We start from the raw sequence: 20,777 nt of genomic DNA, 5'->3' as shown, positions 1-20,777 counted from the left end.
TCAAATTTTCAGTTTGGGAATCAATATATAGTCCCATTTCCCGAAATAATCATTTTTGGCAACAAAAACCTTTGATATTATATTTGAATCATTCCCAAAAGACAGAATATTACTAACATATTCTTAAACCTGCTATATTTTTGGGTTTTTCACCATTCTCTATGGACAATACTATTTTCAATTCAAAAACGCACTGGATTTTATGAAAATATTATGAGGACATCCACACAAGAAAACAAAGAGCCTATTTTTGATTCCTATATTTTCCTGGGTTTACTTAAGAAATTGTTTTTACCCCAACCGGAGGATCAGGACCATGAAGCTCAGATAGAGAAGGAGCAGGATAAGTCCTTCGAACTGTTTGACTCTCCAGCCCGTTCGTATAAATAAGATGAGCAGGAAGCTCATTATCAGCATAAAAGGCGCTATGTAGTAAATACTGAGACCGGTTATCGAGATAGGGTGGACAAGCCCTGAGCAGCCCAGTATCAAAAGTATATTTGCAATGTTTGACCCTATGACATTTCCAAGAGCAATGCCAGCATAATCGCTCCGGGCTGCTGAGATGGTTACCATGAGTTCGGGAACTGAAGTCCCAACCGCAACAAGGCTTATTCCTATAAGCGTCTCCGGAACTTCCAGCAGCATAGCAAAGAAAACTGCCTGTTCGACAAAATACTTTGCTCCAATTATGATTGCAACTCCACTTGCTATAAGCTTGAAAAATTCTATTAAAAGGCTGGCTTCGTGAGGTTTTTCTTCTGTAATGTCGACATCAATATCTTCATTTTCAGGCTCTGTTTTAGATTTGGTGCTCAATTCGGTTGTCAATTCGGTTGTCAATTCGGTTGTCAATTCGGTTTTAGTTCTCATTCCAATATTGGATTCGCTTTCGTTTTTCTTTTGGGTTATTTTTTCGGATTTCCAGGTGCCTTTTTTCGTGTCTCCAGAGTTTCGATTTTTTATTCCGTATTCCCGGGCCTGGGGTTTAATTTTTGATTTCAGATCGAAAAAATATTCAAATTTGAAAAAATAAATCATAAAATCTTTAAAATAGATTTCTTCTTCGTGTCTTTTCACTTTTTCGAGCAGGAATAAAAGATAGGCGAGATAAAATAAAATGAAAATTAAGGCTTCTAACCTCGAAATTTTGAAGTCAAGCATAAAAAGAAAGAGGAGAAAAGAGGCAAATAACATTATATAACCGTCCCTTCTTAGCATAACCTCTTCGGTCTTGATATTTGTCAGGAGAGCAGCTGTACTTGCAATCAGGCCTATATTGGCAATGTTCGACCCGAGTATATTGCCTATAACTATACCGCTTGCTTGCTGGAAAGATGCCGTAAGAGAGGATGCAAGCTCAGGTACTGACGTGCCCACAGATACAAGAGTCAAACCTATTACAAATTCGGATACTCCAAACCTTCTTGCGATCTGAGATGATGTTAATACGAAGAGGTCTGACCCTTTTACGAGCAGTACGAGCCCGCCAAGAAATATAAGGATATTAATTACAGGCACATTGAAATGAGAATCCGAGGTTTATTTAAATATATCTTTAAACATAAAATTAACCTGAAGTTATTACACTAAAAAAATTGTTTTTAAACTATAAAATGGGAAATACATACAAAAATAAGTAATATAGTGAAATACATTAAAAAAAATTAACGGCTCTTCGTCATTCACTGTGGATAAGATGATTTTTAATTCGAGATCGTATTGGTTTTTATGAGGATATTGTGAGCATATTATGAGGATATCCACACAAAACAACGAAGAACCAAATAAATAATACAAGGAAACGCTTCAAACAAGCCTCAGTTCCATCTCATAACATTTTTCACTCTGGCCGCAGATATTTTTTACCTGTTTTATTTTCTGAAAGCCTATTTTTTGGTATAAGTGTATCGCAGGCAGATTTTTTATATTGACATATAAGAGAACGGATGATATTCCGTTTGCTTTCATCTCCTCAGTACTGCTCTTTAATAACCTTTCAGCAAAACCTCTGCCTCTAAAATTTCTGTCAATTGCAATTGAGGATATTACTGATTTTTTCTCAAAGCCTTTGAGGGAAAGTGCAGGTTTTATGTAGTAGGCACAGTAGCCCACGATTTCATCCACGTTCTTTATAACATAAAATATATTTTTTGAATTCTTTGAATATTTTATAAGCTTTTCCGAGCTTCCGTTTTTAAATCCTTCGGCCTGGATTCTAAGAACTTCAGGAAGCATGTGTTCTTCTATAGAAACAATATCTCCTTTTTCTATTGACTTCCATTTTTTTACCAGTAGATTTCCAGTGGTATCACACAGCAATTTCTTAAGACTTATCAAGTACCCAATTGATCGGGCGTGAATTTTGATATTACCCATAAAAGTCACTCTTGGGCAAGGCCGTAGGTGAAATTCTCTTTTTGGAGCTTATGGCTTCAAACCATTAAAAACTTCCGACTTTTTAGTGACAGAAATTCCATACAGCCAGGTAATCATATGCACCTTAAAAAATACGATTTTTATTTAAATATATCTATTATAAATTTTAACTCTGTTCATTTAGGTAATAAGTTCAAGTTTAACTTCTTTTCGATTTCACCAATCTTCTCAGGCACTTCCGTTAAAATAATCTGGCAATCTAAATCCAGCATATAGACTTTGCGGAATTGCTCTATAAGGTCTCCGGGAGAATATTTACTTGTTAAATCAGCCTTTCGTATACAATTTTGAATTTTTGCGTATCCATAAAGAGACAAAAATGAAATGAAAAGATGACCGAAAAGAGCAACTCGTTATCCTGTAGATAAAGCTTATCCTCTTCCAACAAGTTTATACAAGTGCCATAATGCTTTTCTACTGTATCTCTTATTTTGTACATGAGAAAAACATCTTCAGGTGCAAGATCTACATTTGATACGAGCAAGATTTTTCCAGCTTTTTCCAGACCTTTGGTGAACGTATTAACGGTGATTTTATTTTTATCGTGTTGCTTAATTGAAAATCATCTTATCCATATGGAATAGCGAAGAGCCAAAATTCTATTCTTGTTGAAATGAAGTAAAAATTGAAATGGGTATTACCCAACTGCACAATTTAAAATGATTTTGAAACAGCCTGATGTGAAAGCGTCGCAAAAGTCCAAAATTAACTAAAATTCAGCCGATTATAGCATAGCAAATAAATTTTATAAGTTTATATGATGCAGATTTATGAAATTGAAGTTCGATGACTGCATGTAATTAATTAGAATTTCTAGACTTTTACGACGCTCTCGATGTAGATGTATTAAATGTTATAAAAAATTAGAATAAAGTTTTTTGTTTGTAACATACTGTTTATTTAGGTCTTTTACTTTCATCGGGTTCCTCTTCTATGTTTATTTGTTCTGCCGTATCTTCTTTCATTTCTTCTAGTGATTCTAGTTTTTCTATTAATTGTCTTTCTTTATTATCATTCTTTACTTTTCTCGCTGGCATTTGTTCACCTCTATAGATTGATGTCTGCTAGACTAATAAATATATTGAAATAATTATTATATCCCACATTTCGGCCCTCTATCAAAAATAAGATGAATTTTGCAATAACTGAATAAACTTTTTTATATGGCGGTGGACACATTCTCAACAAAATCAATGATTTTGGCTTGAATCCCACAATGTTCAAAAAAATTAAGTTTAAATTTTGAGAATTAAATAGAAATTTCGTCATATATAAAAATAAATAGAAAATATTAAGAAATTGATATGGAATAAGGATTAAAATTAGTAATGATCTACGAGAATAAAAAATAGTTGTGCTTTTTGAGAGGATCGGAATATAAGCTAAACGCACATGATATTCTTCGAATACCAGGCACAAAGAAATGAAAGTACTCTACTTCACCCTTTTTTGACTATTGATCTCGTCATTACCTTGGGTAGTAATGTTGTCCTAATTTTGATTTTTCAAACCATCGCTAAACTAATCAGTGAATTGCCATCGAAAGCTTGAATTTGATAAAGAGCAGATGATCCAAAGGAGTATTGGGAGCCAGTTTTGTGTAACCTGTCAGACTTTGTGTACTGTCAGACTTTGTGTAACTCGGACTTTGTGTAAGCTTTATGTGATTCTCCAATCTCATTCTTTATTTTTTAAATTTAAAGCTATTCAGAATTTCTGAACCTCATATCAAGGTTCAGTTTATTTTTTCCTCCACACAATACCACTGCTGCCCTAACCGCACTGTCAGGAGTAAAAAAACCGGTATTCCGATAGACGTAAAAGCCGAAGACATTTCCCTGCTGAACTTTCCGCCCGGAGAACAGATGAGGACTGGCTTTTCACAGTGACTGGCAAAGACTTTGATTTTTTCCGCGACTCCTTTGGAAAGAAGAGGTGGACCCCATAGCAGGCTCACTATTGCAAGGTCGTATTCTTCACCAAAAGCTTCCTGTAGAGCATCAATGTAGTGTTCGTCCTTTACATTACCTGTCAGGTCAACAGGATTTCTAACGGAAGCAAAAACCGGGAGTTTCTTTCTCAGTTTGCTAATAGCTTCTATTGATAGATCGGGAACCCTGAGTCCAGCTTCCTCACAGGCATCAGCGATGGAAATTCCGATCCCTCCTCCATCAGTTATTATGAGAATCCTTTTTCCTTTTGCCAGCGGATACCTGTTCAGGACTTTGCAGGCGTCTTTTAATTCCTCATAACTTTCAACTTCTATTATACCTGCTTTCCTGAAAGCAGCTTCATAAGCTTCATATCTTCCGCTAACAGCCCCGGTATGAGAACTGGCTGCCTTTGCGCCTGGCTCCCTTTTTCCGACTTTGAGAGCCACTACCGGCTTTTTTTGAACACATCTCGATGCAGCAGCAATGAACCGACGTCCATTTACCACAGACTCAATATAGAGAGCAACGGCTTTTGTTGCTTCGTCTCTTTCCAGAAATTCAAGACAATCACTTTCGTCCACATCCACTTTATTTCCGTAGCTTACTACCCGTGCGACTCCTGCTCCTTCATTTGCCATTTCGTCCATAATCATAGCGGCAAAGGAGCCGCTTTGAGTAAGCACCGAAACACCGCCGCTTGAGGGCCTTTCGACTTTATCGCTGCTTATAAAAAAGGTATCCACTTTTGAGGCTGTATCGTAGATCCCAAGGCAGTTCGGCCCCATAGCCCGGATCTTTTTCGTCTTTAAAATATCTTTCAGACGGCCTTCCATTTCCTTTCCTTCAGGTCCAATTTCCCGAAAACCTGAACTGACAATTATTGCTCCTTTTATATTTTCCACAGGGCCATTGAGGATTTCAAGGACAGTAGAGGCTGGAACTGCAAAAATTGCAATGTCGATTTTGTCTTTTATGTCACCAGGAGCTGGATAACATTTAAGCCCCCTGATTTCCTGGTAACCCGGATTTACGGGGTATATGTTTCCCTTAAACCCCATTTTCAGGAGATTTTCCAGGATTGTACAGGAAAGCTTTTCGGGATTTGGTGAAGCTCCTATCAGGGCTATGCTTTCAGGCTTAAAGAAAAAGTCAATCTGTCCTTCAGTGGTCATCAATGGCCTTCCGAATAATCAGCAGATTATATTTTAGATCATATTCAGATTATAGCTTTGAGCTTAAATATTTACACTTACCAAACTATGGCTTTATAATACAAAGAAAAAAAATCTGAAAAAATTCGAGTGGATAAAGAAAAGCTCATTAAAGGATAGTTTAAGGATAGTTTAAGGATAGTTTAGGATAGTTTAAGGATAGTTTAAGGATAGTTTAAGGATAGTTTAAGGATAGTTTAAGGATAGTTTAAGGATAGTTTAAGGATAGTTTAAGGATAGTTTAAGGATAGTTTAAGGATAGTTTAAGGATAGTTTAAGGATAGTTTAAGGATAGTTTAAGGATATTTACAAAACCTTCAACAGTTACAAGCATGGAAAAACTGGACAAATGGAAGTTACAGTGCCCTGTCAGTACCTTTGTCAATGCCTTGTTTTCTTTCTCGCATATTTTACGTTTTTGAATTCTCTTTACTTATTTACAGTTTAACGCTCACAGTACATGCAAATAGCCTTTTCGCACTCCTCATTCTGGAATTTCCACTTCAGTCCCCAGCGTTTAATTGCCTGTATTATTTTTACGAAATCCACTCCGCTTTCGGTCAGATAATATTCGGATTTTGGAGGATTTGTTGAATGATCAACCTTCTTTTCAATTAAGCCCTCAGTTTCAAGCTCTGTCAGCCTTTCGGAGAGAATTTTGGGGGTTATGTAGCCAAGTTTCCTTTTGAGTTCATTAAAGCGCTTTTCCTTTTTTTCCCCTTTATGCAACTCCAGAAGGATATGAATTGTCCATCTTTTCCCGATGATATTCATGGTCTTGTAGACTGTGCAGTCTTTCATAGTATAAACATAGAAACTGTCTAATATATAAATTAGTATCTCTAATATACTGATATCAAAAGAATACTAATATAAAATATGTTTTATAAAACAGATTTGTATTAATTTCCGATGAAAGTTTTCCTGTATCTGACAAAACAGAATGTCAGAACTTCTGGGAATCTAACTATGTAGTATATTTTGAAATTGTGGAGAGTCTGATAACCATGAAAGACAACTTACCGGAAAAAGGTGCAATTGTTCAGAGAGACCGTGAAACCTATGCAATCGCCCCCCATATTCCAGGAGGAATTGCGGACCCTAACACCCTCAGGAAGATAGCCGACGTTGCGGAAAAATACGGAGCCGCTGCCCTTAAAATGACTTCTGCCCAGAGGATTGCAATCGTGGGTCTGAAAGAGGAAGACCTTGATAATGCATGGGCTGATCTGGACATGAAACCCGGCGCAGCTGTAGGGCTTTGCGTAAGAAGTGTAAAGTTCTGTCCTGGGACTACTTTCTGCAAACAAGGAAAACAGGATGCAGTAGGCCTGGGTCTTAAACTGGACGAAAAATACCACGGAATGTCGATGCCTTCCAAGTTCAAGATGGCCGTTTCCGGTTGTCCGAACTCCTGCTCTGAGCCTGCCATTAAAGACATAGGGATAATGGGCACTGCTAAAGGATATACCCTGATGGTAGGAGGTGCCGCGGCTGCAAGTCCAAGACTTGCTGAGGTTGTTGCAAAAGAACTGTCAGAAGAGGAAGTCCTTGATGCAGTCGAGAGAATTGTTAATTTCTATAAAGACTCTGGCACAAAAAAGAGGCTTGGAAAGTTCATTGAAGGCATGGGCCTTGAGGATTTCAAAGCCCAGGTAGGTCTGTAAAATCAGATAAGTTTGAATGTAGCATTTACAGCTCTTAAATTGCGTTATTCAGTTTGAGTGCTTTCTGATCTGCCCCAATTCAAAGTTTTGTCTCTGTAAACTCTAACCAACTCTTAACCCACTGGACAATCCAGAGTTTCAGGGATTGAAATTCATAACACTTTCCAAAATAGCGGAAAACTTATACCGACCAGGCATATATGGGACGGGTCAGAATATAACATAGACGGACATCAGAATAACATACATAATATAAGTGTAATTAAAAAAATCCAGAATATTCTCAAGCCTGGTCGGTATCAATACTAAGGCACAATGTTAAGGCATAATGCCAGGTTAAAGCATAATGTCAGGTTAAGACATAATGCTAAATTAAAGCATAATGCTAGGTTAAAGCATAATGCTGAAAAATAAAAAACTATGGTCAAAAGGGGAGAATTAATGAAAGTTATCGAGATGAAATCCTCACCTGAAAAACCGAACCCTCACAATGTGAGTGTCCGGATGCTCTACAATACTGAACACGCTCAGGCAGTACATATAGAGCTTAAGCCTGGGGAAACTTTAAAAAAGCATATGACTCCTACAGATGTCTTTTTTTACATTCTTGAAGGAAAAGGCATTGTTGAAATTGGGGACGAACAACAGGAAGTTAGCCGGGATATGCTGATTGAGAGCCCTGCAAAAATTCCCCACCGCCTTATGAACCAGGGAGATGGGATTTTCAGGGTGCTGGTCGTAAAAGCTCCGAGACAAACCGAAGCTACGCGCATGTTGTAAAGCGTAAAGCAAGCGTAAGGACAGCTTTTGAAACTAACGGTTTTTGAAGCGGTTCAATACGAGGCATAAATGGAAAAAAACGCAAAACCTACAAAAATTGCAGTCGTGCGCTGTGACATCGTCTCGGAAACCTGCCCGGGTGTAGGCTGCTTTAAGGCTTTCAACGAAAGAAAGTCACACTTTGAGGCCTACGACGAAAATACTCAGATGATAGCATTTTTCACATGCGGAGGCTGTTCGGGAAGAAGAGTGTACCGTCTGGTGAACACCCTCAAAAAGCATGGCCTTGATGCCGTACATCTCAGTTCCTGTATGCTTATGGAAGACACTTATCCTAAATGTCCGAACCTGGACAGTATAAAAAAGACGATTCAGGACGCAGGAATACAGGTTGTGGAAGGTACTCATCACTGAAGACAAATCACGATTCAAGACAATTAATCACCTAAGGCAGCTTTTGGTAAAAAGATTTATAGGCGAGAAATGCATCAAAAACCAGAGAGATAAACACGCAAATGAGGGAAATATGTTTACGGAAGAGAACAAGGAAATAGTTCGCCAATTCTTTGAAGAAGGGCCTTCTAAAGGAAATCTGCGTGCCGCTAACGAGTTACTGGCACCTGATTTTGCTATACATGTACCTCTTCCTGCTTCTCCAGGAGTCAAGGGAATAAACGAAGTAATTACTGCATGCAGGGCAGCCTTCGAACACCTCAATGTTACAGTTGAGGACATGATTGCCGAGGGAAATACTGTGGCTGCACGTTTTACAGCTCGCGGAGTACACAAAGGTAACTTCATGAATTTACCGGCTACGGGCAAGCCAATAACCATGACTGGTATAGAAATTTTCCGCATTAAGGACGGTAAGATCATTGAGCTGTGGGGTGAAGCTAACCTTCTTGGCCTGATGCAGCAGCTAGGGGTTGTTCCTGCGCCTGAAAATCAGGATTGAACATCATCAGGTGCACGGTATCATTTATGTTTCTTGCATTTAAATTATGTTTCTTACATTTAAAATTTCATAACAAAAATAGAACTTACGAATGAGATAGGGTAATAAAATGAGCCATGATATAACTCGGGACCGGAATATCGAAGAAGATGAAAATTACGACGGTGCAGACCTTGAGCTTCGGGACATTCCACTTCCAAACACAGGCAATATTCTCTACTCGATTTTAAACTCTTTAAACCACAATATTGCAAACTTTTATGCTTACACGAAGTTCAAAGACTATATCTCTGAAAAAACACTGGATATGGAACTGCTCCAGAGAAGCATGAGTATCCATAGAGATTTTTCAGCCCTGTTCCTTCACACTAGAGAAGAACTGGTACTCGTTTATCCCGATCTTCTGGAACAAGCCGAAAAGCTGTTGTTCAAAGGGAATACAGGCACGGACTTCATAAATTATACCCGCAAACTGTGCAAATTAATAAATGACTATAAGAAAATGCTGTACAGGGAAGGGTATTTGCCGGACCTTTGAATGTAACTCTCTCTCAGAGACATTTTATTCTGGAATTTCACTGCGTTTCACAATTAAAATATATTTTTAAACGGATGTTTCAATGGGGGTCAATTTAATGGTAAAACGAATGATAGTAAAAATTGACGAAAATAAATGCACAGGCTGCGGAAAATGTGTTGCACCCTGTGCCGAAGGTGCTATTAAAATCATTAACGGAAAAGCAAAAGTCATATCCGAGGAACTCTGTGACGGTATGGGCTTTTGCCTCGGCATATGTCCCGAAGGCGCAATCTCAGTTGAAGAAAGATATACCGTCGAATTTAACCGGGAAAAAGCCGAAGCTCAGCCCCGGAAAAAAGATATCTCAATCCACTGCTTCACCTGCGGGGCCGGCGAAGACATCAGTTACCTTCTCCCCCTCAGGCACAACATGCAAAGCCTCTGGGTCTGTACTCGCTGCCTCCCTAAATTGATTCACGGTTGAGCAGTAATTTTATGATTCAGCCCTCTTGAGACATAGCATAGCGAAAAGGGRTCCGTCCTCCAGAGACGGGACTCGGGATGAAAAGCATTTGAGTATGTGCCCGCTGTCTTCCTAAATTGATTCACAGTTGATCGGTCATTAAATATCTTCCATGCTGTATAGCCACCTGTGGAACTCCTCATGTTTTTCGGGACTTATTATTTCAGTTTCTACCACTTCAAAGGTTTCCAGCAAATCTTTCTGGGCAGCCTGCGAGAGGCAGGCATCTGCGGGTAAAAAGATCCATTTTCTAATATTTGGAAATTATTTTTCAAAAAACTTTTAAGATTTCAGGAATTGAATCCTGTATGCAAAATAAAAGGCTTCTTCAGGACATAGGGCTGAGTGCTTATGAAGCAGCTGCATATTTGTCTCTCTTGAAACTCGGGATCTCCGAAGCAAATCTCGTTTACAGGGATGCCGACGTGCCCTATGGGAAGATATATACCGTTCTGGAATCGCTGGCAGGAAAAGGTTTTGTGGAAGTCCAGACTTCAAGACCTAAAAAGTTCAGGGCGGTTGATCCTGAAATTGCCTTAAATTCCTTTATTGAAAAGCGAAAAGCCGAATTTGAAAAAGAAATAAAGGCCTTAAAGGGTTTTGTTGAAGAAGCAAAACAGGCCCTGAAAGCTATACCGGTTCAGAAACGAAAAAATGAGGTATTCTGGACGACTGCCGTAACCGAGTCCGACATCAGAAAGTTTGCCGTTTCTACTTATGGAGAGATAAAAAAGTCAGTACTTGTAATTCCTCCTTTCTTTGGAATGCCCATCATTCCCAGCTTGCTGCCTGAAATCTTAAAAGCTATTGACCGTGGGGTTAAAATAAGGCTGCTGGCACCTCCTCGCTTTGCAGCTCTTTCTTCAGTGTTTTCAATGCAGGGAGAAGAGAATTTAGGAAAATTTAAAAAAGGCATAGAAGTGAGGCTTGTCCAGAGGAACTTTAACTCCTGCTTTGGCATCTTTGACGACAGTGTTGTGGTGCTGTTTCAACTCCATCCACAGGATAATGACCGCGTCCTTTCGGTTGTGAAAATCCGGGATACAGGGCTTGCAAAAAATATGAGTACGGAATTTGAACTCCTCTGGAATGAGGGAGAAGAGTTTGATTTTGAAGACGCAGCTGAAAGATAAGTTTTCCGTAGTCAAGGAACAGAATCTATTCACCAATTTGGGGTGAAAAATCAACCACGGAAATCGTGGAAAACACAGAATAAAGGAAAGGGTAAAGGGAAGGGTAAAGGAAAGGGTAAAGGAAAGGGTAAAGGAAAGGGTAAAGGAAAGGGTAAAGGAAAGGGTAAAGGAAAGGGTAAAGGGAAGGGTAAAGGGAATATGGGCACAATTCTTCCGTGCTTTCCGTGTCTTCTGTGGCTATAAAGTAAGTGCTTAAGTTAGGGACTACGAATTCTCAGGAATAGATAAATAACATATATACAGATACTATTATACTAATAACCAGTTAAATTATAGTGGGGGTTAACAAACATGGGAAAACATGGGGAAGGAAGTCATGAAGGACATCATGAAGGGCACAGAGAGCTTGAACACGAAGAGTTACTGGAAAGTATGAGCGAGAAACTAGGTTTTACCCCGCACATTCTTGAGATCCTTGGAGAACTTGACAGCGAGTCACTTAAAAAATATAACAGGTGCGACAAAAAATTACTGTCAGATGGCGCTCTACCTGCAAAGGTGAAAATCCTTATCGCGCTTGCTGTTGTTGCATCCAAGCAGTGTGAAAGGTGTACGGTTGTGCAGATGCAGAGTGCACTCAAGAATGGGGCAACCAAAGAAGAAATAATGGAAGTTATGGATGTTATATTCATAACCTCAGGGGCACCTGCCGTAGCAGCTTGCAGGGATGCATTAAAACTACTAAAGTAAGATGCCTTTAATTTTATAGAAGACTTACATTTTTAATTTTACAAAGACTTTTTAGACACCTGTAAGCCTGGGTCTAACAGTTCGAGCTGAATTATGGTATCTATAAGACAGAAAAACTGTAGAATTCGCTAACAATATCTTTAAAATTCTCTATATTAAATTTTTTTCAAATTCGTGTAGTTTAAGACGCTTTTGCGAAGAATCCATTCTTAATTCCTCGTTTTTTCACTGGTATTTCGGAGTTTTCCTTCTTCCTTCCTGATACTTCCAGGCCCGGAAAATGGAAGCAGTCGAATACGAACTTTTGTACCCTCCAAGCAGGATTGTCAGGTATCTCCAGCTACTACAGTTACGCAGAGTTTCCGTAGTATTTTATCAGGTTAGTTGTTTGGATTGCATCATGTTCGTGGTTAGTTGTTTGGATTGCATCATGTTCGTGGTTAGTTGTTTGGATTGCATCACGTTCATCAGGTTAGTTGTTTGGATTGCATCATGTTCGTCAGGTTAGTTGTTGGATGGCATCATGTTCATCAGGTTAGTTGTTGGGATTGCATCACTTTGATTTCCAGCACCTCACCAATCTCCCCGAAACATCCTGTAGTTTCTGCGGCTTTTTACACGCATCCGTTTTCTCCCGACACAATCTGTAGTAGGAACAACCTGAAAAACCATCAGGCAGCTCTCCAACCTCCTCCGGCACCACAACCTCAAGCGACATATACCGTGCTGCATCCAGAAGAGCACGCGTATAAGGATGCAGAGGCCGGTCAAACACATCCTTTCCCTCCTCAACAATCTCACCTGCATACATCACCAGTACCCGGTCCGAAATAGCCTTTGCTGCCTCAAGGTCGTGCGTAATAAACACCAGGCTGAGACCGCGTCTTTTCTGAATCTCTTTGAGCATCGTCACAATAAACGCCTGCACCGACACATCAAGCATCGAGGTCGCTTCGTCACAGACCAGCAACTCAGGCTTCAGAGCAAGCGCCCTGGCAATTACTACCCTCTGCAGTTCCCCTCCTGACAGCTCATGAGGATATCGGGTCTTGTGTTCCGCAGAAAGCCCTACCTCTGCAAACAGGGCATCTACATTTGCCGAAATCTCTTCTTTGGAAAAAACTTCGCAAATCACTAATGGCTCGGCAACTGACCGTTCAACCGTCCACCTCGGATCAACCACATCATCTGGGTTCTGGGGTATCAACTGGATTTTTCCCATAAACTTCCGGAGATTTTTCCAGTTCATCCCTGTCAGTTTTGTCCCATCGAAAAACACTTCCCCTGAAACAGGCGCAAGTTGCTGGACAAGCATCTTTGCAAGCGTTGACTTTCCACACCCCGACTCCCCGACAATAGCCACCGTTTCGCCCGGACAAACCTCAAGACCAACGCCATAGACGGCTGTTTTTTTGATGGTTTTGATCAGTCCTGATGTGTAAACGTAACGCAGGTTCTCTGCCTTAAGCATACATCCAGCACCTCACACATCTTCCGTTCATATCCACAACCGGCGGATTCTTCAGGCACCTGTCCGTTTTATGTGGACATCGAGGATGAAACCTGCATCCTTCAGGCACCTCGATCATCGAAGGTGACAAGCCTGGAATTGGGTGCATACCGCGCTCAGGCACCGCATCTAAAAGCGCCTGTGAATACGGATGCAAAGGTTCTTTGAAAAACGAATCCTTTCCCGCAATCTCTATAATCTGCCCGCAATAGTTTACCGCGATTCTGTCTGACATCGCCCGGGCAAAACCTACATCATGCGTAATTAAAAGAAACGCACAGCCGTCCGAAGCAACCTTATGAAATATTGCTGCAATATTGCGCTTCTTAAGCACATCAATACCTTTTGTCGGTTCATCAGCGATAATAAGTTCAGGATCTGCAGCCGCTCCCATTGCAACCATCGCCCTTTGCAACATTCCGCCACTGTACTGGAACGGGTATTCCCTTTCCCGCACCTCAGGAGGGATGATATCAAAATACTTCAGAGCCCGGAATGTCCTGGCCTTTGAATCCTCTTTACTCATTCCAAGATGTGCCTGCATCGGCTCTGCAATCTGAGTGCCAACTCTTATTCCGGGATTCATCGCAAGATATGGATTCTGGGCAATTGATGCAACCGTTTTGCCGCGGACCTTCTGCATTTCCTTATCGGAAAGAGCTGAAATTTCCTTACCTTCAAGTTCCACTTTCCCGGAAAACACCGCATTTGGAGGAAGCAGCCGCATTATTGCCTGGCCAAGAATTGACTTGCCGCTACCTGACTCCCCAATCAGTGAAAATATCTCGTGTTTGTTAATAGAAAATGTTGCATCATCAACCGCGTGAACTGCTCCCTGCCCGGTTGGGATTGTTACAGAAACGCCGGATACTTTCAATAATACGTCAGGCATATCAGAACCTCCCTTCAAGTTCAATATTTTTCATCTTCTGGTCAAGTACATCCCTCAACCCATCACCAAAGTAGTTGAATGCAAGAACAGTTATCATTATAAAAAGCCCCGGGAAAAGCATCAACCAGGGAGCAGTTGTGACATACGTACGGCCTGCATTCAGCATTGCACCCCATTCAGGTGTTGACGGCTGCACCCCAAGCCCAAGGAAACTTAAGCCGGCCGCTGCAAGAATCACATTACCGATTCCAAGCGATGCCATAATCAAAACTGGAGAGATAATGTTTGGAAGAACATGCTTTATCATCACATAAGTGTTTGAAGCACCAACCCACCTGGATGCCCGAACGTAGCCTTTTGTCTTGACGTCAAGTGTTGAACCGCGTGCAACTCTTGCAAAGACCGTCCACTCGACAACAATTAAAGCAAGCATCATGTTTTCCAGCCCCTGTCCCAGAAACGCGGTAATTGCAAGTGCCAGAAACATCGACGGAAAAGCAAGGAAGCTATCCGTTAGCCGCATGATAACCTCATCCAGCCACCCGCCGTAATACCCAGCCAGAACGCCAAGTGTCATTCCAATTGCAAGCGAAACGCTGACAACCGCAAACCCGACGAAAAGGGATACTCGCGCACCGTACATCACCATTGTCAGGATATCGCGTCCAAGGTTATCAGTACCGAACAGGTGGTCAGAAGACGGAGGCAGCAGACGGTTTTGCAGGTCCTTTTCCGTGTAGTCATAAGGAGCTAAAACACCAGCAAACACAGCTATGAAGACAAGCCCGCAAAGAATCATCAGGGAAAAAGCAATCTGCCGGTTTTTAAGAAGTTCTATCATAGCGTATCTCCGGGTTTGCCCAAACGTAGACCAAATCTACAAAGAAGTTGACCAGAAGGAAAATGATAGCAACAAAGAGCACCGAACCCTGTACCATCATATAATCGTGGGAAAGAATTGAGTCCACCACAAGATTTCCAATACCCGACCATCCGAAAATTGTCTCAACAACAACTGAGCCGTTTAAGAGAAAACCAGTTGACAGACCGACCACCGTGATAACCGGAACAAGTGCGTTTTTCAATGCGTGTCTGATGACAACGATTTTTTCCGAAAGCCCTTTTCCGCGTGCGGTCTGGATGTACTCCTTTCCCATGACATCCAGCATGCTTGAACGGATCATCCGCATCATTACAGCCGCTGAACCTGTCCCAAGAACAACTGCTGGCAGAATCATGTAGCTGATGTCTGTCCCGTGTCCGAATCCGGATGCTGGGAGCCAGTGAATGATTACCGAGAAGAAAATTATCATCAGATAGGCCTGCCAGAAGTTAGGTATGGATACTCCGAGAAGAGCACCAAAGCGGCAGGCGTCGTCAACAATAGTGTTATGTTTCAGAGCTGAGACTATGCCGAGAGGGATGGCGATAACAAGAGCAATTGCAAGAGCGAGAACGGAAAGTTTCAGCGTATTTTTGAATGCATTCAGAACAGTTTCAAACACCGGCTGTTCACTCATGTACGAGTAGCCAAAGTCTCCGACAGCTGCGCCTTTGATCCAGTTCAGATACTGGATGTAAAATGGATGGTCAAGACCATGGGCTATGCGGAAAGCCTCGACAGCTGCTTCATCATATCCACCCGAGGGACTCGTCATCATAATCTCTGCTGGGTCTCCTGGCGCGATGTAGATGAGTGAAAAACTCATGAATGAGGTAAATATGAGGACCGGGATGAGATACAGAGCCCGGCGGATGAAATACTCATTTAGCATTGCAGTGCCTCTGGAAAACTTCCACTCTTCCTTGCAGATATGAGATCCAGAAATTCCAGGTATGATACCGAGTATGGTGCTGCGTATTCTTTTGGATCACATTTCAGCAAAAATGAACAATGTCTGTCATCTGCAATTTTGTATTCCATTTTTATTCCTCAACATTTTATTCCGGTGGCCAGATATGGAACAGATAAATAGTCATAACCTTCCGGATCGCATCTTTTCATATACTCTGCATACTCGGGAAGAGATTTCCAGGAGACCTCAGAAAACCCATTATTTTCCATGATGTCTGTAATCATTTCAGGCGAGTTGCTGCCATAAAGCGGAAGATACTCAATTAATTCATCATGATTCCTTTCTTCCTGGTTGTAATTCCTGTTTGGAACGTATCCTGGCTGGAACCATTGGCCGTCAATTGCGAGAATTCTGCCCTCGGGTACCAGAACGCGGCAGCATTCACTAAAGAATTTATCATGGTCTGTGAGTGTCCATAGAAGGTGCATGTTTACGATAACATCAAACGTATTGCTTTCAAAAGGCAGGTTTTCTCCATCACCTTCAACAAACTTAATTGACAGATTACGGTTCTTTGCTCCTTCTTTTGCACGTGCAAGCATCTCTTCCGAGATATCAAGAGCAGTGACATTGTGTCCCATTTCGGCAAAAACAAATGCCTGGATGCCAGGCCCTGTTCCGATATCAAGGACATTGAGTTTTTTACCAGCTGGCAGCTTCTCTAAAAAGAGGTTTTGCATCAGGAGAATCTCTTCATCAAGGTGGTCACGATACATTTTCCGGTAATTTGGACTGATCTTATTCCAGTGTGCTGTAATTTTGTCTTTCATTTTTTAATCCCTCAGGCAAGTTCCATATTCTTTGTAATGAACGTGTATTCATTTGGATAAATTTCAAAACCTTTGAGATTGGGGGAGAGTCCGTCAATTTCTTTCTTGTATGCGATACAGACCAGTACTGCATCATTCTGGACCTGTTCCTGAATCTTGTCGTAGAGTTCTGCACGTTTTTCTTTGTCTGTCTCAGCCCTTGCTTCAAGAATCCACTTATCAACCTGAGGATTAGAATAGCGTAGCCATGTGGATGCGTAAGTTCCGTTTGAAAGGAAGTGACTGGACACGAAATAGTCAGGGTCCCCTACAGGTGCAACACCCCAGGAATAGAGTGCAAGGTCATATTTCCCAGCTACCGCGTCAGCGCTAATTGAATTTGTTTCGGCAATATTTATTGTAGTGGTGATGCCGATTTTTTCAAACTGGGCGGCAATTACTTCTGCCATTGGCTGGTTTGCGGCCTGTTTTGTATAGGTCTGGATTTCAATTGTGAACGGCTCACCATTGTAGTAGAGTTTGCCATCGGTTCCCTGTGTGATTCCTGCCTCAGCAAAGAGTTTCAAAGCTTTTTCAGGGTTATAAGCGTAGGCTTCAATCTTGTCGTTCGCACTCCATGGCATGATGTCAGGGAATATTCCGATTGCTGGAGAGCCGGCAACGCCTTCGAGAGCTGTGTCAACGATCTCCTTACGGTCAATTACATAATTGAGTGCCTGGCGAACCCTTACATCATCGAATGGTGCTTTTCCTTCGTTAATGTACATGAAGTAGGTTCTAAGCGTTTCTCTGGATACGATATTAATATCAGGATCAGCTTCAAGAGTTGTGTACTCGCTTTGCAGGACATCTCTTGTAATGTCAACATCGCCTGATTTGAGCAGAAGAGTTCTTGCAGCGGCATCTTTGCTGTACTGGATAGTGATCCTGTCAATTTTTGGCGCTCCACCCCAGTAATCAGGATTCTTTACCAGTTCTATACTAGCACCCGGCTCAAATGAGACAAACTTGTACGGTCCTGTTCCAACCGGTTCTTTGTCGAGATCACTGGCTTTAGGACTCACAATTGACATGATGGTGTCTGTGAACATGAGAATCGTTGGCGCGTATGTTTCATTTGTTTCCACAACGATTGTGTAGTCATCGGTTTTGTAGACGTCTTTGATAAACGAGTATTCTGATGACCTGCTGTTTGATGAGTTAAGAACTCTATTGATGGAATAAAGAACTGCGTCAGCATTCATTATAGTTCCATCATGGAAGGTTACACCTTTGCGGAGCTGAATTTCCCATTCGGTATCGTTTAACTGTTTATAGCCTGTTGCAAGTTCAGGCTGAAGATTCATATTTTCATCGTAAGAGAAAAGAGTCTCATAAATTCCGATTCTTCGCATAGGCCAGCCTTCCCATGAAATGGAAGGATCAAGGCTTCCTCCTGTATCAGGGCCAGTCGTGAGAGCTACGCGAAGAACTTTTTCTTCAGAACCCTCTGTCTGAGCACAACCCGAACAGATGACGACTGCAATAAAAAAGACTGCAGTGCAAGCAAATGATAACTTCGCCCTTAACGCCACGTCAATACCTCTTAGTCAAAAAATTGTAATTATTCGGCTGGGTAATAATAGCATATCGTAACTATCCAGCCTAGATAAAACAACATCAATATTCATTTTTCACTTTACTGATTTTCCCGGAATGAAGAAACCTTGAAAATATCCGTTTCCAAACACTATCCTGTTATTTCAGAGATTGTTCACAGCATGTTGTTGTCGTAAAAGGAGAGACCCATAAGAACTTCACTGCAGAAGCTTTATCATTTGCTGATCTCTCCCTTGGGACATACCTTTCTATAAATAACATCAAATCTGCTGTCTGCAAACGTTAGCTTTTCCTTGCGTCCTCCTGCAAATTTATGCGAATCCGATGTCCTTGGTGATGATTGTGTACTCGTTTGGATACATCACAAAGCCTTCAACATTCGAGGAAAGAGCATAAATTTCGTTGGCATAGAAGACTGGCAGTACTGGTGCATCTTCCTGAATCTGTTCCTGGACCTTATCATATAGTTCGGCCCGTTTCTCTGTGTCAGATTCGTTTCTTGCTTCGAGAATCCATTCGTCTACCTGGGGGTTTGAATAGCGGAGCCAACCTGATGCATAGCTTCCGGTGGATAGGAAATGGGTTGAGAGGAAGTAATCGGGATCTCCAATAGGGGCCGTGTTCCATGCACTGAGGGAGAAATCATATGTCCCTGCAAGAGCGTTTTCTTGAAGTGCGGCACTTTCCAGAATTGTGACCTTTGAGGTGATGCCAATGTCTTCCAGCTCTGAGGCGATTACTTCCGCACTCGGCTGAAGAGCTGCACGTTTTGTGTAAGTCTGGATTTCAACGGTGAAGGGGTTCCCGTTGTAGTAGAGCTTGCCGTCATCGCCTTTTGTGATTCCTGCTTCTTCGAAGAGTTCCAGAGCTTTTTCAGGGTTATATTCGTAGGACTTAATCCGGTTGTTTGCGTTCCATGGCATGGTATTTGTGAATACTCCAGTTGCCGGGATACCGGAGACTCCTTCAAGTGCTGTATCCACGATTTCCTGGCGGTTGATCGCATAAGAAAGGGCCTGACGGACTCTAGTGTCATTGAATGGGGCTTTGCCACCATTTACATAAAGGAAATATGTCCGCAGCGTTTCTTTGGAGGTGACGTTTATATCAGGATTATTCTTAAGTGCTGAATACTCGCTCTGGAGTGGATCTCTGGCAATGTCGACATCTCCTGATTTTATTAGCATGGTCCTGGCCGTGCTGTCTTTATTATACTGTATGAGTACGCGGTCAACTTTTGCTTCCCCACCCCAGTAATCAGGATTCTTTTCGAGTTCAAGACTTGTACCCGGTTCGAAGGACACAAACTTGAAGGGTCCGGTCCCAACCGGTTCGTTGTCAAGATTTTCCGCTTTTGGACTTACAATGGACATGATAGGGTCTACAAGGGATGAAATTAGTGGAGCGCAAGTACCATTGGTTTCAATAACAATGGTGTAATTCCCGGTTTTTTGTACATCTTTGATGAAGGAGTACTCGGATGATCTGCTGTTTGACGGGTCAAGCACTCTGTTCAGCGAAGAAAGAACCGCATCCGCATCCATTTTTGTCCCATCATGGAAGGTTACATCCTTACGGAGCTGAATTTCCCATTCGGTATCGTTTAACTGTTTATAGCCTGTTGCAAGTTTGGGCATGAGGTTCATGTCTGCATCATAATAAAACAGGGTTTCATAGATGCCTGCCTGATGGACATACCAACCTGTCCAGCCGTTGGCAGGGTCAAGACTGCCGCCAGTATCAGGCCCTTCGTTAAAAACTACACGAAGGACTTTTTCTTCAGACACTTCTTTAGTATCAACACACCCAGTACAGAGCAGCGCTACAATCAGAATTACAGCAATGGCAGGGATGGAGAGGTTTATTTTCAATTCATTAAATTTCACTATTAACAGACTCAGTCCCAAAATCTAGTGATAAAAGTAAGTGTAACATCACTACACAAAATTATAATTCTATAATTATGTAATGATGTTACGGCAAAAACAATGGTAACTATAAACCTTACTCTTAATAACTTTTCGGAGCTCCCTGCTCTCTTAGACGTTTTTGGTTGTTTTGGAAACGATTATGAATATACCACACGAGGAATTTTTCGTAGAAAAATTCCTCCAGTCTGTTCAATTTGTAGTACTCCAATGGTTCATAATGGCTATAATCCTCATACTAAAGAAGGTCTTGGAGAAATCAACATTGGTCGATATAAATGCTCAAATTGTGGTAATACACACGAAGAAG

General features: G+C 41.4%; 21 protein-coding genes and 1 pseudogene. 9 read left to right on the top strand and 13 right to left on the bottom strand.

Translation table 11 applies throughout. From position 1 onward, the window contains the following. Nucleotides 1–291: 291 nt before the first annotated feature. The 5 genes from FXW07_RS17665 to FXW07_RS17645 form a co-directional block, all read right to left on the bottom strand. On the bottom strand, nt 292–1,521 hold the full coding sequence (locus tag FXW07_RS17665) for a calcium/sodium antiporter (protein WP_229396839.1): 1,230 nt from the start codon (nt 1,519–1,521) through the stop codon (nt 292–294). Nucleotides 1,522–1,809: 288 nt separating this feature from the next. Further along, nucleotides 1,810–2,379 carry an N-acetyltransferase gene (locus FXW07_RS17660; protein ID WP_229396837.1) on the bottom strand — a complete coding sequence of 190 codons (570 nt, stop codon included), beginning with the start codon at nt 2,377–2,379 and terminating at the stop codon, nt 1,810–1,812. A 956-nt stretch (nt 2,380–3,335) separates the two neighbouring features. Beyond that, nucleotides 3,336–3,476: a hypothetical protein gene (locus tag FXW07_RS17655; protein WP_156151088.1), complete on the bottom strand. Its 141-nt coding sequence runs from the start codon at nt 3,474–3,476 to the stop codon at nt 3,336–3,338. 698 nt (nt 3,477–4,174) lie between these two features. Next, nucleotides 4,175–5,545: an acetate--CoA ligase family protein gene (locus tag FXW07_RS17650; RefSeq protein ID WP_229396835.1), complete on the bottom strand. Its 1,371-nt coding sequence runs from the start codon at nt 5,543–5,545 to the stop codon at nt 4,175–4,177. Between the two features lie 483 nt (nt 5,546–6,028). Then, nucleotides 6,029–6,385, bottom strand: a complete 357-nt coding sequence (locus FXW07_RS17645; protein ID WP_048121448.1) for a helix-turn-helix domain-containing protein — start codon at nt 6,383–6,385, stop codon at nt 6,029–6,031. Between the two features lie 206 nt (nt 6,386–6,591). On the opposite strand from FXW07_RS17645, the gene FXW07_RS17640 reads away from it, so the two are divergent. From FXW07_RS17640 to FXW07_RS17605, 8 genes are all read left to right on the top strand, one after another. After that, complete coding sequence (locus tag FXW07_RS17640) at nt 6,592–7,251, top strand: NAD(P)/FAD-dependent oxidoreductase (protein ID WP_048121450.1); 660 nt, start codon at nt 6,592–6,594, stop codon at nt 7,249–7,251. Between the two features lie 441 nt (nt 7,252–7,692). Next, a complete protein-coding gene (locus FXW07_RS17635; RefSeq protein WP_229396833.1) occupies nt 7,693–8,031 on the top strand; it encodes a cupin domain-containing protein in 339 nt (112 codons plus the stop codon). A 69-nt stretch (nt 8,032–8,100) separates the two neighbouring features. Beyond that, a complete protein-coding gene (locus FXW07_RS17630; protein ID WP_048121455.1) occupies nt 8,101–8,445 on the top strand; it encodes a CGGC domain-containing protein in 345 nt (114 codons plus the stop codon). A gap of 43 nt (nt 8,446–8,488) precedes the next feature. Further along, nucleotides 8,489–8,986, top strand: a complete 498-nt coding sequence (locus FXW07_RS17625) for an ester cyclase (RefSeq protein WP_229396831.1) — start codon at nt 8,489–8,491, stop codon at nt 8,984–8,986. Between the two features lie 109 nt (nt 8,987–9,095). After that, nucleotides 9,096–9,524, top strand: a complete 429-nt coding sequence (locus FXW07_RS17620) for a hypothetical protein (RefSeq protein ID WP_229396829.1) — start codon at nt 9,096–9,098, stop codon at nt 9,522–9,524. A 97-nt stretch (nt 9,525–9,621) separates the two neighbouring features. Continuing rightward, nucleotides 9,622–9,990, top strand: coding sequence for a 4Fe-4S dicluster domain-containing protein (locus tag FXW07_RS17615; protein ID WP_229396827.1), 369 nt, complete (start codon nt 9,622–9,624; stop codon nt 9,988–9,990). Between the two features lie 347 nt (nt 9,991–10,337). Continuing rightward, nucleotides 10,338–11,162 carry a helix-turn-helix domain-containing protein gene (locus FXW07_RS17610; RefSeq protein WP_229396825.1) on the top strand — a complete coding sequence of 275 codons (825 nt, stop codon included), beginning with the start codon at nt 10,338–10,340 and terminating at the stop codon, nt 11,160–11,162. 351 nt (nt 11,163–11,513) lie between these two features. Continuing rightward, nucleotides 11,514–11,912: a carboxymuconolactone decarboxylase family protein gene (locus tag FXW07_RS17605; protein WP_229396823.1), complete on the top strand. Its 399-nt coding sequence runs from the start codon at nt 11,514–11,516 to the stop codon at nt 11,910–11,912. Nucleotides 11,913–12,465: 553 nt separating this feature from the next. Here FXW07_RS17605 and FXW07_RS17600 read toward each other — a convergent pair. The 8 genes from FXW07_RS17600 to FXW07_RS17565 all read right to left on the bottom strand — a co-directional run bounded on the left by FXW07_RS17600 (nt 12,466) and on the right by FXW07_RS17565 (nt 20,425). After that, nucleotides 12,466–13,383 (bottom strand): ABC transporter ATP-binding protein, encoded by a 918-nt coding sequence (locus FXW07_RS17600; protein WP_229396821.1) that lies wholly within the window; start codon nt 13,381–13,383, stop codon nt 12,466–12,468. Further along, nucleotides 13,376–14,314, bottom strand: a complete 939-nt coding sequence (locus tag FXW07_RS17595) for an ABC transporter ATP-binding protein (protein WP_229396820.1) — start codon at nt 14,312–14,314, stop codon at nt 13,376–13,378. The genes FXW07_RS17600 and FXW07_RS17595 overlap by 8 nt, the downstream gene beginning before the upstream one ends. Before the next feature lies 1 nt (nt 14,315). Further along, the gene (gene nikC, locus FXW07_RS17590) at nt 14,316–15,155 is read right to left on the bottom strand and encodes a nickel transporter permease (protein WP_229396818.1); all 840 of its coding nucleotides are present in this window, start codon (nt 15,153–15,155) and stop codon (nt 14,316–14,318) included. Continuing rightward, nucleotides 15,139–16,089: an ABC transporter permease gene (locus FXW07_RS17585; RefSeq protein ID WP_229396816.1), complete on the bottom strand. Its 951-nt coding sequence runs from the start codon at nt 16,087–16,089 to the stop codon at nt 15,139–15,141. Before FXW07_RS17585 ends, nikC begins: the two co-directional genes overlap by 17 nt. Next, nucleotides 16,083–16,238 carry a hypothetical protein gene (locus FXW07_RS17580; protein WP_229396814.1) on the bottom strand — a complete coding sequence of 52 codons (156 nt, stop codon included), beginning with the start codon at nt 16,236–16,238 and terminating at the stop codon, nt 16,083–16,085. The genes FXW07_RS17585 and FXW07_RS17580 overlap by 7 nt, the downstream gene beginning before the upstream one ends. Before the next feature lie 9 nt (nt 16,239–16,247). Further along, nucleotides 16,248–16,940, bottom strand: a complete 693-nt coding sequence (locus tag FXW07_RS17575; RefSeq protein ID WP_229396812.1) for a class I SAM-dependent methyltransferase — start codon at nt 16,938–16,940, stop codon at nt 16,248–16,250. 11 nt (nt 16,941–16,951) lie between these two features. After that, nucleotides 16,952–18,514, bottom strand: a complete 1,563-nt coding sequence (locus FXW07_RS17570) for an ABC transporter substrate-binding protein (protein WP_229396811.1) — start codon at nt 18,512–18,514, stop codon at nt 16,952–16,954. Between the two features lie 336 nt (nt 18,515–18,850). Then, entirely contained in the window at nt 18,851–20,425 is a 1,575-nt protein-coding gene (locus FXW07_RS17565) for an ABC transporter substrate-binding protein (RefSeq protein WP_229396810.1), read from the bottom strand. 102 nt (nt 20,426–20,527) lie between these two features. On the opposite strand from FXW07_RS17565, the pseudogene FXW07_RS17560 reads away from it, so the two are divergent. Continuing rightward, nucleotides 20,528–20,777: pseudogene (locus FXW07_RS17560) on the top strand (ISNCY family transposase); the annotation flags it as partial.

It is taken from the genome of Methanosarcina sp. DH1 (assembly GCF_020804205.1).
Taxonomy (GTDB): Archaea; Halobacteriota; Methanosarcinia; order Methanosarcinales; family Methanosarcinaceae; genus Methanosarcina; species Methanosarcina vacuolata.
This window is presented reverse-complemented; position numbering and strand designations above follow the sequence as displayed.

Bases quoted from the DNA above. Each gene is read 5' to 3' on its own strand.
- FXW07_RS17660 (WP_229396837.1), bottom strand. From the start codon at position 2,379: ATGGGTAATATCAAAATTCACGCCCGATCAATTGGGTACTTGATAAGT.
- FXW07_RS17655 (WP_156151088.1), bottom strand. From the start codon at position 3,476: ATGCCAGCGAGAAAAGTAAAGAATGATAATAAAGAAAGACAATTAATA.
- FXW07_RS17650 (WP_229396835.1), bottom strand. From the start codon at position 5,545: ATGACCACTGAAGGACAGATTGACTTTTTCTTTAAGCCTGAAAGCATA.
- FXW07_RS17645 (WP_048121448.1), bottom strand. From the start codon at position 6,385: ATGAAAGACTGCACAGTCTACAAGACCATGAATATCATCGGGAAAAGA.
- FXW07_RS17640 (WP_048121450.1), top strand. From the start codon at position 6,592: ATGAAAGACAACTTACCGGAAAAAGGTGCAATTGTTCAGAGAGACCGT.
- FXW07_RS17635 (WP_229396833.1), top strand. From the start codon at position 7,693: ATGAAAGTTATCGAGATGAAATCCTCACCTGAAAAACCGAACCCTCAC.
- FXW07_RS17630 (WP_048121455.1), top strand. From the start codon at position 8,101: ATGGAAAAAAACGCAAAACCTACAAAAATTGCAGTCGTGCGCTGTGAC.
- FXW07_RS17620 (WP_229396829.1), top strand. From the start codon at position 9,096: ATGAGCCATGATATAACTCGGGACCGGAATATCGAAGAAGATGAAAAT.
- FXW07_RS17615 (WP_229396827.1), top strand. From the start codon at position 9,622: ATGGTAAAACGAATGATAGTAAAAATTGACGAAAATAAATGCACAGGC.
- FXW07_RS17610 (WP_229396825.1), top strand. From the start codon at position 10,338: ATGCAAAATAAAAGGCTTCTTCAGGACATAGGGCTGAGTGCTTATGAA.
- FXW07_RS17605 (WP_229396823.1), top strand. From the start codon at position 11,514: ATGGGAAAACATGGGGAAGGAAGTCATGAAGGACATCATGAAGGGCAC.
- FXW07_RS17600 (WP_229396821.1), bottom strand. From the start codon at position 13,383: ATGCTTAAGGCAGAGAACCTGCGTTACGTTTACACATCAGGACTGATC.
- FXW07_RS17595 (WP_229396820.1), bottom strand. From the start codon at position 14,314: ATGCCTGACGTATTATTGAAAGTATCCGGCGTTTCTGTAACAATCCCA.
- nikC (WP_229396818.1), bottom strand. From the start codon at position 15,155: ATGATAGAACTTCTTAAAAACCGGCAGATTGCTTTTTCCCTGATGATT.
- FXW07_RS17585 (WP_229396816.1), bottom strand. From the start codon at position 16,089: ATGCTAAATGAGTATTTCATCCGCCGGGCTCTGTATCTCATCCCGGTC.
- FXW07_RS17580 (WP_229396814.1), bottom strand. From the start codon at position 16,238: ATGGAATACAAAATTGCAGATGACAGACATTGTTCATTTTTGCTGAAA.
- FXW07_RS17575 (WP_229396812.1), bottom strand. From the start codon at position 16,940: ATGAAAGACAAAATTACAGCACACTGGAATAAGATCAGTCCAAATTAC.